This window comes from Kiritimatiellales bacterium, from assembly GCA_041656295.1.
GTDB lineage: Bacteria > Verrucomicrobiota > Kiritimatiellia > Kiritimatiellales > Tichowtungiaceae > Tichowtungia.
This window is the reverse complement of the sequence record JBBADV010000009.1, coordinates 39,728-53,570: the sequence shown is the minus strand read 5'-3', so window position 1 is coordinate 53,570 and position 13,843 is coordinate 39,728. Positions and strand designations below refer to the sequence as shown.

Here is a 13,843-nt window from a genome sequence, read left to right as displayed (position 1 = left end):
CGATAATCGAGGCAAACTCAATAAGGAGGTCCATGATGAAAATTATGACAGCCATTGATTTTTCCACCGCAACCGAAGCGGTGCTCAAAGCCGCGAAGACCTATGCAAAAAAATTGCGAGCCGAGGTTCTGTTGATTCACGTTGAACCGACTCCGGTGCTGCTCCCCGATATGGGTATAAGCGGTACCGGCATTGAAGTGCTCTACGAAATTCCGGTGGATCATAAAACCGAACATGTCCGGTTGAATAAAGATGCAAAAGCGCTGGAAGCCTGCGGCGTAAAAGTAACGCCGCTGCTGCGTACCGGGTCACCGGCAAAAACCATCATCAAAGAGGCTGAAAAGCAGAGCGTGGATTTAATTATCGTCGGTTCTCACGGTCACGGTGCGCTGCAAAAGATATTGATCGGCAGTACCAGTGAAAGCATTCTCAAAAAAAGCAAAATTCCGGTGCTTCTGATTCCGGTGGCGCATTGATTTGAACCGTGGATAGTGCGGATGGAAACGGATGATTCTCTGCCGCAATTTACGCCGGTGAAAGTCCAGTGAAATTATCCGTATATATCCGTGTTATCTGCGGTTAAAAATAATTCCGGTTTAAATCATTTTTCTTTAGGTGCCGGCAGAATTTTCTCCGGCGCTTTCCGTTTATAAAAATCAAGTTAAAAAAGCGCGTTATACGCTTATTTTTCAATGGTTTTTATATTATTTTTCCCGCTGTTTTTGTTCGCTATTTTGCAACGTTTCCGGCATAGTGAATTATTTAAAGTTTGAGGAGGAAAAGGAGCAGCATGTCGAACGAAAATCTGGAGCACAAAACCCAAAAATCCGGCGAATACAGCGCCGGTCAAATTACCGTTCTTGAGGGGCTTGAAGCCGTCCGCAAACGCCCGGCGATGTACATCGGCGACACCGGCGCACGCGGATATCATCATTGCGTTTATGAGGTGGTGGATAACTCTATCGATGAGGCACTCGCCGGTTACTGCACACACATTCATGTAACGATTAATTCCAACGGCTCATTGACGGTGATCGATGACGGCCGTGGAATCCCGGTAGACATGCACCCGACGGAAGGTGTTCCGGCAGTGCAGGTGGCTTTGACGAAACTGCATGCCGGCGGTAAGTTTAACAGCGATTCGTATAAAGTTTCCGGCGGTCTGCACGGCGTCGGCGTTTCCTGCGTCAATGCGCTGTCGGAATGGTTTGAGGTTGAGGTGTGCCGCGACAGCAAAGTGCATCATCAGCGCTATCAGCGCGGAGCGCCGGCGACATCGCTGGAGGTGATTGGCAAAACACAGAAAACCGGCACGAAGATCACGTTTAAACTGGATCATCAGATTTTCACCCATGAAGGCTTCCAGTGGGATATTCTGGCGTCACGCCTGCGCGAACTGGCCTTTTTAAATCGCGGCGTACGCATTCGCCTGGCGCAGGAAGAACCGCCGCGCGAAGAAATTTTTGAATACAGCGGCGGCATCAGTGAGTTTGTCACGCATCTGAATATCGGCAAAACGCCGATTCATCCGGACGTCATTTATTTTGAACGCGAACGCGACGGAGTCACCGTTGAAATTGCCATGCAGTACAACGACTCATATAACGAAAACCTGTTCAGCTTCGCGAACAACATCAATACGATTGAAGGCGGCACACATCTGTCCGGCTTTCGCAGCGCCCTCACCCGCACCGTAAACCAGTATGCAAAAAACAATAAACTGGTGAAGGATGATAAACAGGCAATGGGCGGCGAAGATATTCGCGAAGGCCTTACAGCGGTGCTCAGTGTCAAAATTCCTGACCCGCAGTTTGAGGGGCAGACAAAAACAAAACTTGGCAACGGTGAAGTTCAGGGAATCGTCGAAGCGGTACTGAACGAAGAGCTCGGAACCTACTTTGAGGAAAATCCGGCGGTCGCGCGCAACATCATTGAAAAAGCGGTTATGGCCGCGCGCGCGCGCGATGCAGCGCGCAAAGCGCGCGACCTGACGCGCCGCAAAGGCGCATTGGAAAGCGGCGGACTGCCTGGCAAACTGGCGGACTGTTCGAGCCGCGATCCGGCCATGTGCGAGCTCTATATTGTTGAAGGGGACTCCGCCGGCGGTTCCGCCAAGCAGGGTCGCGACCGCGAGTTTCAGGCGATTCTGCCGGTCAAAGGCAAAGTGCTGAATGTTGAAAAAGCACGCCTGGATAAAGTGCTCGCGAATGAAGAAATCCGCACAATGATTACAGCGATTGGCACCGGCATCGGCAGCGATGAGTTTGATCTCGGTAAAGCGCGCTATACAAAAATTGTCATCATGACCGATGCCGACGTGGACGGCGCGCACATCCGCACGCTGCTGTTGACATTTTTCTACCGGCAGATGCCGCAGCTGATTGAGGCCGGATATGTCTATATCGCCCAGCCGCCGTTGTATAAGATTAAACGCAAGAAACGCGAGGAATATGTCGACAGCGACGCGCAGCTGACGCGTATGCTGCTCGACTTCGGCTCGGAAGATCAAACACTGATCTGCACCGCCGGACGGACGCTGCTGACATCCGAACAGCTGCCGGAAGTGCTGCTGTTACTGAGCGATGTTGAGCGCGTTGCCGAACAGCTGAACCGGCGCGGTGTTGATTTTGACCGCTACATGGGCAAACTGACGGAAGACGGCCGGCTTCCGACCAGCGCGGTGATCATTGACCGCGGTGACGGCAGCCCCGAAACACATTTCGTTTTTAACGACGCTGAACTGCGTGAACTGCGCGAGCAGACCGAAAAGCAGTTGGGGACGGAACTGGAATTTTCCGATTCGTTCACCGGTGCGCCGGGATTCTACTCGCAGGAGATTCATGCCACCGAGCGTCTGGAAAAACTGATTGCCGACTTAACGCAGAGAGGGTTTCCGTCACGCAGCCTCCGGTGCCTGGACGATGTAAATTATTTTCTGCAGAACGAAAAAGGTGAAAAAGTTCCGCTGCATTCGCTGCTTGAACTGCTCTCCGCCACTCGCGAATCGGGACGCAGAGGATTGACCATTCAGCGCTACAAAGGTCTCGGCGAAATGAATCCGGATCAGCTTTGGGAAACGACGATGGATCCGGCGAACCGTAAAATGACGCGCGTGATTCTCGAAGACGCTGTGAAAGCCGACCGGATGTTCACCATTCTGATGGGTGATGAAGTTGAGCCGCGCCGCGAATTCATTGAACAGAACGCACTGAACGTTCAGCACCTTGACATTTAATTTAACGCACAGGAAATAGAGCATAATGAACACAGAACGTATTGATCTGATTAATATTGAAGATGAAATGCAGCGCGCCTACATCGATTATTCGATGAGCGTGATTATCGGCCGCGCCCTGCCCGACGCGCGCGACGGGTTGAAACCCGGCAACCGGCGTATTCTGTTCGCCATGAAAGAACGCGGCTGGACGGCCTCCAAACCGTTTGTGAAATGCGCGAAAGTGGTCGGTGAAGTGATCGGTAATTATCACCCGCACGGCGACTCGGCGGTGTACGACACACTCGTGCGCATGGCACAGGATTTTTCGATGCGCTGCATGCTGATCAACGGTCAGGGAAACTTCGGCTCCATCGACGGCGACCGCGCGGCGGCGTACCGCTACACCGAGTGTAAACTGCTGCCGCAGGCGGAAGATATGCTCGCCGATATCGAAAAAAATACAGTGGATATGCGGCCGAACTTCGACGAAACACTGCAGGAGCCCACCGTTCTGCCGGCGCGCATTCCCAACCTGCTGGTTAACGGCAGCACCGGCATCGCCGTCGGCATGGCAACCAATATCCCGCCGCACAATCTGAGCGAAGTGATCGACGGCACAATCTATCTGATTGAACATCCCGACGCGCCGGTGGAAGACCTGTGCCAGTTTGTAAAAGGCCCGGACTTTCCGACCGCCGGAATTGTACACGGACTGAGCGGCATTAAGAGCATGTACCTCACCGGCCGCGGACGCATCCGTATGCGCGGCAAAGCGGAGATTGAAGAGTTCGGCACCGGCGGGCGCGAGCGGATTATCGTCACTGAAATTCCGTACACGGTCAACAAAGCATCGCTCATCACCAAGATGGCGGAACTTGTGCGTGAAAAACGGCTGGAAGGAATTTCCGACATTCGCGATGAATCCGGCAAACAGGGCATCCGCATCGTCATCGAACTGAAACGCGGCGCGATCGGCAAAGTGGTGCTGAACAATATTTACAAGCATACGCAGCTTGCCTGCACATTCGGCGCCATCATGCTGGCGATTGATGACAACCGCCCGAAAGTGATGAATCTGAAAGAGCTGCTGCAGTGCTTCATTAATCACCGCTTCGACGTCATTACACGCCGTACAACATTTGATTTAGAAAAAGCCCGCGCACGTGCACACATTCTGGAAGGGTTGCTGATTGCGCAGGATCATATTGATGAGGTCGTGCGCCTCATCCGTGAATCAAAAGACCGTGATGAAGCACAGACAAAACTGATATCGCGCTTTCAACTGACCGAAATTCAGGCGAAATCCATCGTTGAAATGCGCCTCTATCAGCTCACCGGACTGGAGCGCGATAAGCTTCTGGCAGAATATGATGAGCTGCAAAAAACAATCGCCTATCTGCTCGATCTGCTCGCAAATGAAGAGAAGCTGTACGGCGTCATCAAAGACGATCTCCTCGAAATCAAAGCCAAATACGGCGAGCCGCGCCGCACGCAGCTGGAAGTGGATGAAGGTGAAATTGATATTGAAGACCTGATCGCCGACGAAGCGTGCGTGATCACGCTTTCCAATACCGGCTATATTAAACGCGTTCCGGTTGATACCTACCGGCAGCAGCGCCGCGGCGGCAAAGGCGTTGTGGGAATGAACACCAAAGAAGAGGATTTTGTGGAACACGTCTTTACGGCGTCAACGCACGATTATCTGCTCTGCTTCACGGAGGGCGGACGTATGTACTGGCTGAAGGCCTATCATGTGCCGGAAAGCAGCCGCCAGTCGCGCGGACGCGCGCTCGCGAACGTGATTGAGATGGGACCGGAGGAAAAACTCGCTGCCATTATTTGCGTGCGTGAACTGGACGACAGCGAGCACAACCTGCTGATGGCAACGCGCGCCGGCATTATCAAGAAAACTGTTCTTTCGGCATACAAAAATATTCGCGCCGGCGGTATTAACGCCATCAATATTGATGAAGGCGACCAGCTTATCGGCGTGCAGTTAACCTCCGGCAGCGACGAGATTATCCTCAGCATGCGCAACGGCAAAGCGATTCGTTTCAACGAAAAAGATGCGCGCCCGATCGGCCGCACCGCCCGCGGTGTAAAAGGCGTAACGCTGGAAGATGACGATCAGGTCGTTTCGATTGAGGTCGTCAATAAAGAGGCCACCATGATGGCAATTACCGAGAACGGTTACGGCAAACGCACCAGCTTCGATGAATACCGCCTGCAAAACCGCGGCGGCAAAGGCATCATCAGCATTCAAACGACGGAGCGCAACGGCAAGGTCGTCAGTGCGCACGCGGTGACCGATGAAAACCGGATCATGCTCATTTCGCAAAACGGACAGATGATCTGCATCGGCGCCGGCGATCTGCGCGTGATCGGACGTAACACGCAAGGTGTGCGCCTGGTCAATCTGAATGAAGGCGATAAACTTGTCTCCGCTGCCGTGCTGGATGCGGAAGAAGAAAAGTCAGATGAAGAAAATTCCGGCGCCGGAATTGAAGAAACCGGAACCAATGACACTCAATCTGAACAGCCTGAATCTGACGCCGGAGTGGAGTAAATCCGCTCCCGGCACCAGCCTGCCGCCGAAAAAGCAACCCGCCGGCGCACCTGCGCCGGCAGTTAAAAACGCCGGCGTTGTACGGGTCGGGCGCGAAACCAAAGGACGCAAAGGCGCCGGCGTAACCGTCATCAGCGGAATTCCGGCGCATCCCGCCGGACTCGCAAAGCTGGCCGGGCAGTTCAAGCGGCAATGCGGCACCGGCGGCACGGTGAAAAACGGTGTTATTGAAATTCAGGGCGAACACCGCGATCTGCTGGTTGAAGAACTCAAAAAACTCGGTTACGCCGTCAAGCGTTCCGGCGGATAAAATTTAATCGCCATAAAAATGCACAAACGCACAACAACATAAAATCGCCGGTGCGGGACACGCTTCAAGTTTTGTGAATTTTCGTGTTTTTCGTGGCAATAAAAAAATCACATGAATCCTGTCTATCCTGTCAAAAATTCTGTGTATTGACTTCACAGGCAAAGAAAGAGAAGAATACAACACATGAAACAGAGAACAGCGGCAATTGAACGGAAAACGGGCGAAACGGATATTAAACTCTCCATCAATCTCGACGGCACCGGCGCCTACTCGATCGAGACCGGCGTGCCCTTTTTTAACCACATGCTCGAGCTGCTTTCAAAACATTCGCTGATCGACATGAACATTCACGCCGCCGGCGACATTGAGGTGGATTATCATCATTTGATCGAAGATGTCGGACTGGCGCTCGGGAAAGCATTCAATCAGGCGCTCGGCGAACGGCGCGGAATCAACCGGTATGGTTTCTGGGTGCTGCCGATGGACGACGCCGCCGCCGCCGCCGAAGTGTCGCTCGATCTCGGCGGACGCCCCTATCTCGTTTACAACATCGCCAATCCGAAAAAGATGATCCGCGATTTTGACACCGATATTCTGGAACACTTCTGGCGTTCGTTCTGCGACACCGCGAAAATGAATCTGCACATCGACCAGAAATACGGCGACGATCTCCACCATGCACACGAGGCGGTTTTTAAAGCGGTCGCCCGCGCCCTGCGCATGGCCTGCACCGCCGATCAGCGCGCGCTGGACGCCATTCCCTCGAGCAAGGGAACGCTGTAGCGCTCACGCTTAATTTGCCGGCATTTCAAAATACTCGTTCGCGCGGATGACGGTATCGAATAATCCAATGTTATTCCCCTCATGGCGGTTGATGCCGGAGTAGGCAAGGCTGGCATCTTCGTAGCGTTTGAATTTATAGACGGCATCATTCATCAGTGCGCTGTTAAACAGATTCAGACTCACCAGCAGCTCGAAATCCGGAATATTCAGTCCGGTGACTTTTTTAAACAGTCCGGGTTCAAGCTGTGTAATGATATCGCGCAGGCACCGTTCACGGGAATCGGTCAAATACATAAACACCGGAATGCGTGTCGCAAATTTTTTCAGTTTATCCTGAATCTGTTTTCTGAGCGACTTGTACTCTTTTTCATCTTCAGTTAATTCCCGTTTTTCCTGTTTCGACAACTCCCGGTCGGCGGCATCTTTTTTTACTTTTTTAACCGCTTCCGATTGATTGATGATGGTCTCGATATCCTGATTTAAACTGCGGAACCCCTCGATATTCATCAGCGCCTGCATTGCGCGCTCATTCGCCATGAGCCGTTTCAGCGTCTCGTTATCCACATTCACCAGCAGCGCACTTTCCCACCGCCGCGCCAGCAGTGTCGCGGATGTTCCGCTCAGGGCAATGTCCAGAATTCCGGCGGCATCGATCTGTTTCATTGAACTGCCGTCATACGCCAGCACCGGCAGAAAACGGATAAATTCCGCCACTTTCTTTTCCGGATTAATTTCATTCACATTCAGGCGGCAGCTGTATTCCTGAATCTGGCGCAGCGCGCGGTTCGGCGCAAAATCAAACACATAGCACTCCTGCTTAATAATCTCTTCCTGATTCGGCGCCGTACGAACAGTCCACGGCGACTGAACGCGGAATGCCGCCTGAAAATAGGTCTCCGGGGTGGATGAATTGCGCAGCATAAAAATTCCGCTCCACGGCTTCACCGTCACGCCGGTCGTCAGTTTCCCGCACGACAGTGTAATCGTTTTACTTTTCAACGGGTTGACCATGGCATTCTGCACCGGATACAGCGCGTCCACGCCGATGCCGGCGGAAACACCCGCCGCCACAACCACGCGATAGTCATGAAAAAAGAGATTCTGTTTCTGCCGCAGCAGATTTGCCATCGCATAACAGGACGCCACACTTGGCAGAAACCAGAATGTGTGCGACAGCACGTTAAGCAGGCGGACATCAGAAAACGGCAGCGGCGGTTTTTTAGCGCCGAGCTTCAGGTTATCCACCGTCGTTTCAGCAAATGCTCCGCGAATCAGATCCAGCCATTTTTGAACTTCGGTTTCATAAGTAAAAACCGCCAGCTCGCGGTCGCCGTGAGCAGAAAAAAAGAGATTCAGGTCAAACTCATTAAACTCACCCTGCAGCGCAATATCACGGATGGAAGCGGGCAGCTGATAGGTCATCATCACCATGCGCGGCAGGGAGAGATACGGATTATTCTCCCCGATCCAGCTTTCTTTCGCCGCCTGCTCATCTGAATAAGTCCAGTTATAAATCTGCTCCTCGATAAATTCACCGGTGGCAATCGCCCGGAACGGCGTGCCGGAGAGATAAAGATAAGCGTTGGTGGTAATCGGCATATCCTCTTCATCAAAATACTCCAGCCCCTCGCCCTGCCCGAACCCGATCTCTTTTTTATCCTCCGCCTCAAAGAGATCTTTGGCATTTTCGCGCCACGCGCCGTAATGGTATTCATCGAAAATCACACAGTCCCAGTGTATGCAATGCACCCATTCGTTTTTTGTTTTAATTCCGCCGGTGCTTTTATTCCGTCCCAGATAATCCTGAAATGATCCGAAACAGACAAACGGCCGCTCGGGATCCACTGCATCTTCCGTCAGTCCGCTGCGCGCAACAAACTGCCAGCCCTCAAAATCAATATGCGTCCGCAAATCCTCTTCCCAGGCGCTCTGCACCGCCGGTTTAAAGGTTAACACCAGCACCCGCTTCCAGCCCATTTTCAGCGCCAGCTGATATGCCGCAAACGTTTTGCCGAATCGCATCTTCGCGTTCCACAGAAAATGCGGCGTCTTCCCCGGATTCTCTTGTTTAAACGCACAGAAATAATCCGCTGTTTTTTCAACCGCCGCGCGCTGTTCCGGACGCATCCCGAAATCCAGCGACCGCCGTTCCTCATTCCGCTCACCACGCCGCACCGTTAAGATTGCCGCTAAAACATCCTCTTCCGAACACCGGAACCACTCGCCGTCAGGATTATGCACACCGTTCCGGCGCAGCACGCGGTGCACATCGCGGTCAGAAAAAACCGACCCGTCACTGCGCATCGCCGGCTCTTCCAGCACAATCTCGTACGGCGCTTTACCCGGCCGCATCGTCGGATACTGCTGCGCCACGCGCTGCTGAACATCCACCGCTGTAAACCCGACCTTCAGCAAACCCGCATACTGCGGGTTCGTATCCCGATACGCATAAATCATCGGATTTGCAGCCGGCCGCGCAGGAAACAGCACCTTACTCATCGCTCGCCTCCATTGGACGAATCATTGATTCAATGAAAGCGATTTCGTCATCAGACAGACCGTATTTTTTATAAAGTTTTTCATCCGTCCATTCTTCGATGAAATCTTGAATAGGAACAAATCGAAATTTATCTCTAGAAATGTCCATGCCAGATATGCTCTGAACAAGAAGGAATCGTACAAATTTTGTTTCAAGATATGATTTTAGATTACGAGCAGTTTTCTCGTCATCATGACTCCCTGCAACCAAATATGTATGAGTACAAATTTCTTTCGGTTTTAGTACTTTTGTAAGAGCAATTACCTTAAATGGTGGAGTTTCTAAATTTCCAGAAATTGGGCGAGATAATAATATTTTATATTTATTTATTAAATGCCGCCCTGTCCTAACCTCCCCTGCAGGGATATATCCTGTTCCTTTGCTAGAATATAAAACTAAGGAGTCTTTTGATTTTTTATCTATACCTCTCACTGAAGTCGCCAAACCAAATGGACTGACGGCAGATATGAGTTCGGATAGGGAGTTTTCTTTTTTCTCTATCACTTTATGAATAATCTGTAGCGCCTGATTCCACCGGATGAATATGGGAAATTCATCCAATTGTCGTGTCATGATGTTTTTTTCACCGGCGGAAATGCTTATATAATCGCATTTCCCTTTGTTATCTCGATCCCAAAGGAAATAACAAACACCACCTCGGAGTTCAATCCCGGGGAAACAATCACCAGCATTAGGAAAATCCACCAAAATTCTAACGTGCATATCCCCGAGCATTTCATCTCGAAATCTATCAAGTCCCATACCTCCCGCATACCAACGACCAGGAATAATCATTGTTAAATAACGCGGTCTTAGCTTTTTTGCCTGTATTATGAACTTATGATAAAGAGGTATTGCTTGCGCCGAAGTAGTACCGGTAGAGAGTTGATACGGCGGATTCCCGATAATCACGTCAAAATTCATCTTAAAAATCTCCTCTGGTTTTTCAGTATGAATCCAATGGTAGGCGTGCGTTTCGAGCGCAGCGTCGCGGTCATATTCCGACCGGCTGGCGCCGCAAAACCGGCAGCGTCCTTTCACCCATTCATGCTCGATGCGTTCAAACAGAATATTGCCCTGTTCATCGTCAAAGACTGTGCAGGTAGAGTAGTCTCCGTTGGCGGTTTTCGAGCAGTAGAGCGAGCGGCGCGACAGCAGGGATGTTAATTCCGTGGTGGCAATGCCAAACAGCTGATGCTTAAAAATATGATTCAGCCGTGCCTGCAGATCAGGAAAGTCAGTCTGCAATCCGTTAATCAGCCGCTTGGCAATTTCACGCAGAAACACGCCTGATTTGCAGAACGGATCCAGAAAGGTCGCCTGCGGATTATGCCAGAGTTCCGGCGGCAGCAGATCCAGCATTTCATTCACCAGTTTCGGCGGCGTAAACACCTCATCGCTGCTCAGATTCGCAATACAGGTTAACACATCAGGATTATACCCGGCTGCAATCATTGCTAACCTCCCTGTTTCAGCCACGAAAAACACAAAAATTCATAAAGAGCCGAATTTCCGGTTTTTGTAATTTTTGGTGGCCATTCCCTTTTATTCATCGCTAAATCCCTCCGCGATTTTCATAAAATGCACCGGCGGAAAATCTTGCACCGGCTCAGGAATGAAAACGTCGTCGCCGAGGTCGGAAAACAGCGGCATGACTTTGATGGATTGATGTTCGAACAACCCGTGAAATGTAAAATCACGGCGTTTCAGCATGGAGCCGTTTACCGGCGACCACTCGGAAAAAACAATCGGGCGGCCGCTGCCGTCCGCGTATTGCAGTGTCAGCGCGTCGCCCCAGAGAATATTCCGGCGGAGGATATACCGGACGGCCGCGCAGCACTCCTCTTTTATAAGATCGCGGAAAATTCCGCCGTACTGTGCATAAAAAATTTCAAACAGGCGCTCCCGGCATTCGCTCACATTGTCTGCAAGCAGTTCAATGCCGTAAAGGCTCGCAATGGCGAGAACGGCATACCGCTCATATTCCGGTTGGCTTGTGCGGTAGCGCCGTTCCACCGCCGCCAGTTTCCGGCGCAGAATTTGAGCCAGAAAGTTGCCGTTGCCGCAGGCCGGTTCAAGAAAACGGGATTCGATCCGCTCCGTCTCCGGCTTCACCAGATCGAGCATGGCATTCACTTCCCGTTCGGAAGTAAACACCTCTCCGTGGTGCGCCACCCGCTCCCGCGTTCTTATCTGACTCATATTCCCGGCTCCGGCCGCAGTCAGGCCGTCCGAAAAAAGAGAGCGGCCTCAACGTGCCTCACCTCGGGCATCGGGAAACGCCCACACGGAAAACACGAAGAAGCCGCCCCGATACGGGGCGGTTCAACGAGTCGTTTCCGTGTTTCAAAATTTCCCGATTTTGAGGTGAAACCGACTGCGTCTAATACGCAAATTTTTAAATTGTCCCCGCAGTGTATGACGAATCAACGCGGAGTCAAATATTTATATCCGGGCATCCTTTCAGACCGGACAGAAGAGTTTTTACTTTCCGGCGAGCTGGCCGCAGGCGGCGGCGATGTCGTCGCCGAGTGAATAACGCAGCGTGGTTTTAAATCCGGCGCGCCGCAGTTCTTTGCCGAAGGCTTCGCGCGCTGCTTTGCTGACGGGCTCAAACGGCGCGCCGGGATATGGATTAAACTGGATCAAATTAATGTGCGCGTTTGTACCGGCGAGGAATCCGATCAGCGCCGCCGCGTCTGCCGGTGAATCGTTCACGCCCTGAAGCATCAGATATTCGATCATGAAGTTTTCAGGAAAAGCGGCTTTCAGTTTTTTGAGTGTGTGTATTTTAGCCACCGGCATCAATTTTTCGCGCACCTCCTGCTGCGCACTGTGCAGACTGAACGCCAGACGGACTGCCGGAAAATGTGCAGTGAATTCAACGACTGCCGCCGGAATACCGGCGGTGGAAACCAGCAGGTGATTGCCGGAAAAATTAAAGAAGCGCGTGTCGCGCAACAGCTCGAGGCTTTCAAACAGCGCGCCGCAATTTAACAGCGGTTCGCCCATACCCATAAAAACGACGTTGCGCAGCGCCCGCCCTTCTCCCCGCAGCAGCCGGCGCGCCTGCGTGACCTGATCCAGAATTTCGCCGGCAGTGAGACTGCGGATAAATTGCAGCGCACCGGTTGCGCAGAATGTACATTTTGCCGGACAGCCGATCTGCGACGAAATGCACAGGCTGGTCCGGCCGGTGGCGATGCGCAGAATAACACTTTCGATGCAATACCCGTCCGCCGTTTGAAAAACGAGTTTGGTGGCGCCGTCAATTTTTGAATCGTGGCGCTCCATAAGTTCTAGCGGGTGAAAATTGAACGCACCGGCTAACTCCGGCGCTTTGCGCAAGCACTCTGCCAGCGGCAGTCCCTGTTTAAAAAAGGCGTTGCAGAAAAGTTTCCGGCGATGCGCATCGCGACACGCAGACTCCAGCGCCGAGATGCTGTACACAGAGTTCGCTGGCGCTGACTTTGCTTCGCGCGCCGACGCAACTTCAACTGCGCTCGTTAGAATGTTCACACGTGGAGTCATTGCGGCGGGTTGAATCCGAAGAGTTGCAGCTTGGAGGTGAGGAGCTGATTAAGCACCGGCAAATCTTTGGGGTATACGGAGATGATCCGCTTGCCTTCCTGCTGATAGAGCAGTTGTTTTTTGTACATACTCATTTTGTATTGCGGTGTATCGAGTCCCCAGTATTCGATGTAGAGATCGATTTCGGGCAGATAAAAATCGGGACGGATTTGAAATGCAGCGATGATACGGAATTTGGCGTCGTAGCGATATGCGATTCCTTTGGAGATCAGCCATTCCGCAATCTGCCGTTCTCCACCGGACTGCACCACAGTGCCATCAGCAGCTTCGATTGTTTTATTCATTTCAACCTGTGTTTCAAAATTAAGACGTTGCAAAAAGATTTCATCGAAACAGCGGTCGCAGAAATCGCGCTGAAAAGCCTGCTGCGAACGTACATATTCATCGGCAGTTAATGCAGCATTGCACCGCTGACAGCGGTGCAATGCTTTAGCTTTTTGTATTTCAAGCACTTCCTCAATGAATTCCACCGCAGCGGCGGCATCGCGCCGGAGATATTCTTTTTCAACCGGGTTGCGGGAAATGTCCCGCAAATCGTGCAGACAATCACATGCTGCAGCACCGCAGGCTTTGAGCGCTTTGATTGCATACTGCCGGGTTTGCGCGTGAGGATCGTTGCGCATCACCGGGGTAAGCGCTGCAACAGCCGCCGCCTGATCAATCCCCTGCCAGGCAAGTTTGCCGATCGCAGATGCAGAGAGCCGCCGGACATTCGCAGAAGATGATTGCAAACCCTCCAGCAGTTCCGCAAACGCTGCAATATTTCCTTCGCGGCCGATGGAAACAACCCGGTCGGAGAATTTTTTTTCGAGCTGTCGATCCATCGGGTTTTTCATG

The 13,843-nt window shown here is 52.0% G+C and carries 10 protein-coding genes; 5 read left to right on the top strand and 5 right to left on the bottom strand.

The features are described 5' to 3' along the window. The first annotated feature begins 32 nt into the window (after window positions 1-32). The 5 genes from WC959_07340 to hisB all read left to right on the top strand — a co-directional run bounded on the left by WC959_07340 (window position 33) and on the right by hisB (window position 6,876). Complete coding sequence (locus WC959_07340) at window positions 33-476, top strand: universal stress protein (protein ID MFA5688945.1); 444 nt, start codon at window positions 33-35, stop codon at window positions 474-476. 314 nt (window positions 477-790) lie between these two features. Next, window positions 791-3,235, top strand: coding sequence for a DNA topoisomerase (ATP-hydrolyzing) subunit B (gyrB, locus tag WC959_07335; protein ID MFA5688944.1), 2,445 nt, complete (start codon window positions 791-793; stop codon window positions 3,233-3,235). Between the two features lie 25 nt (window positions 3,236-3,260). Further along, window positions 3,261-5,783, top strand: coding sequence for a DNA gyrase subunit A (gyrA, locus tag WC959_07330; protein MFA5688943.1), 2,523 nt, complete (start codon window positions 3,261-3,263; stop codon window positions 5,781-5,783). Continuing rightward, a complete protein-coding gene (locus tag WC959_07325; GenBank protein MFA5688942.1) occupies window positions 5,737-6,093 on the top strand; it encodes a hypothetical protein in 357 nt (118 codons plus the stop codon). The genes gyrA and WC959_07325 overlap by 47 nt, the downstream gene beginning before the upstream one ends. 183 nt (window positions 6,094-6,276) lie before the next feature. Then, on the top strand, window positions 6,277-6,876 hold the full coding sequence (hisB, locus tag WC959_07320; GenBank protein MFA5688941.1) for an imidazoleglycerol-phosphate dehydratase HisB: 600 nt from the start codon (window positions 6,277-6,279) through the stop codon (window positions 6,874-6,876). A 9-nt stretch (window positions 6,877-6,885) separates the two neighbouring features. Here hisB and WC959_07315 read toward each other — a convergent pair whose 3' ends face one another. From WC959_07315 to WC959_07295, 5 genes are all read right to left on the bottom strand, one after another. After that, window positions 6,886-9,375 carry a GIY-YIG nuclease family protein gene (locus tag WC959_07315; protein ID MFA5688940.1) on the bottom strand — a complete coding sequence of 830 codons (2,490 nt, stop codon included), beginning with the start codon at window positions 9,373-9,375 and terminating at the stop codon, window positions 6,886-6,888. Then, window positions 9,368-10,870 (bottom strand): Eco57I restriction-modification methylase domain-containing protein, encoded by a 1,503-nt coding sequence (locus WC959_07310; GenBank protein MFA5688939.1) that lies wholly within the window; start codon window positions 10,868-10,870, stop codon window positions 9,368-9,370. Before WC959_07310 ends, WC959_07315 begins: the two co-directional genes overlap by 8 nt. A gap of 90 nt (window positions 10,871-10,960) precedes the next feature. Then, window positions 10,961-11,617 carry a hypothetical protein gene (locus WC959_07305; GenBank protein MFA5688938.1) on the bottom strand — a complete coding sequence of 219 codons (657 nt, stop codon included), beginning with the start codon at window positions 11,615-11,617 and terminating at the stop codon, window positions 10,961-10,963. Between the two features lie 282 nt (window positions 11,618-11,899). Further along, window positions 11,900-12,934, bottom strand: a complete 1,035-nt coding sequence (gene rlmN, locus WC959_07300) for a 23S rRNA (adenine(2503)-C(2))-methyltransferase RlmN (GenBank protein MFA5688937.1) — start codon at window positions 12,932-12,934, stop codon at window positions 11,900-11,902. 8 nt (window positions 12,935-12,942) lie between these two features. Then, window positions 12,943-13,842: a HEAT repeat domain-containing protein gene (locus tag WC959_07295; protein MFA5688936.1), complete on the bottom strand. Its 900-nt coding sequence runs from the start codon at window positions 13,840-13,842 to the stop codon at window positions 12,943-12,945. Window position 13,843 lies beyond the last annotated feature (1 nt).

Coding starts and splice junctions, on each gene's coding strand:
- hisB (MFA5688941.1), top strand. CDS start 6,277: ATGAAACAGAGAACAGCGGCAATTGAACGGAAAACGGGCGAAACGGAT.
- WC959_07325 (MFA5688942.1), top strand. CDS start 5,737: ATGACACTCAATCTGAACAGCCTGAATCTGACGCCGGAGTGGAGTAAA.
- WC959_07315 (MFA5688940.1), bottom strand. CDS start 9,375: ATGAGTAAGGTGCTGTTTCCTGCGCGGCCGGCTGCAAATCCGATGATT.
- WC959_07340 (MFA5688945.1), top strand. CDS start 33: ATGATGAAAATTATGACAGCCATTGATTTTTCCACCGCAACCGAAGCG.
- gyrA (MFA5688943.1), top strand. CDS start 3,261: ATGAACACAGAACGTATTGATCTGATTAATATTGAAGATGAAATGCAG.
- gyrB (MFA5688944.1), top strand. CDS start 791: ATGTCGAACGAAAATCTGGAGCACAAAACCCAAAAATCCGGCGAATAC.
- WC959_07305 (MFA5688938.1), bottom strand. CDS start 11,617: ATGAGTCAGATAAGAACGCGGGAGCGGGTGGCGCACCACGGAGAGGTG.
- WC959_07295 (MFA5688936.1), bottom strand. CDS start 13,842: ATGAAAAACCCGATGGATCGACAGCTCGAAAAAAAATTCTCCGACCGG.
- WC959_07310 (MFA5688939.1), bottom strand. CDS start 10,870: ATGATTGCAGCCGGGTATAATCCTGATGTGTTAACCTGTATTGCGAAT.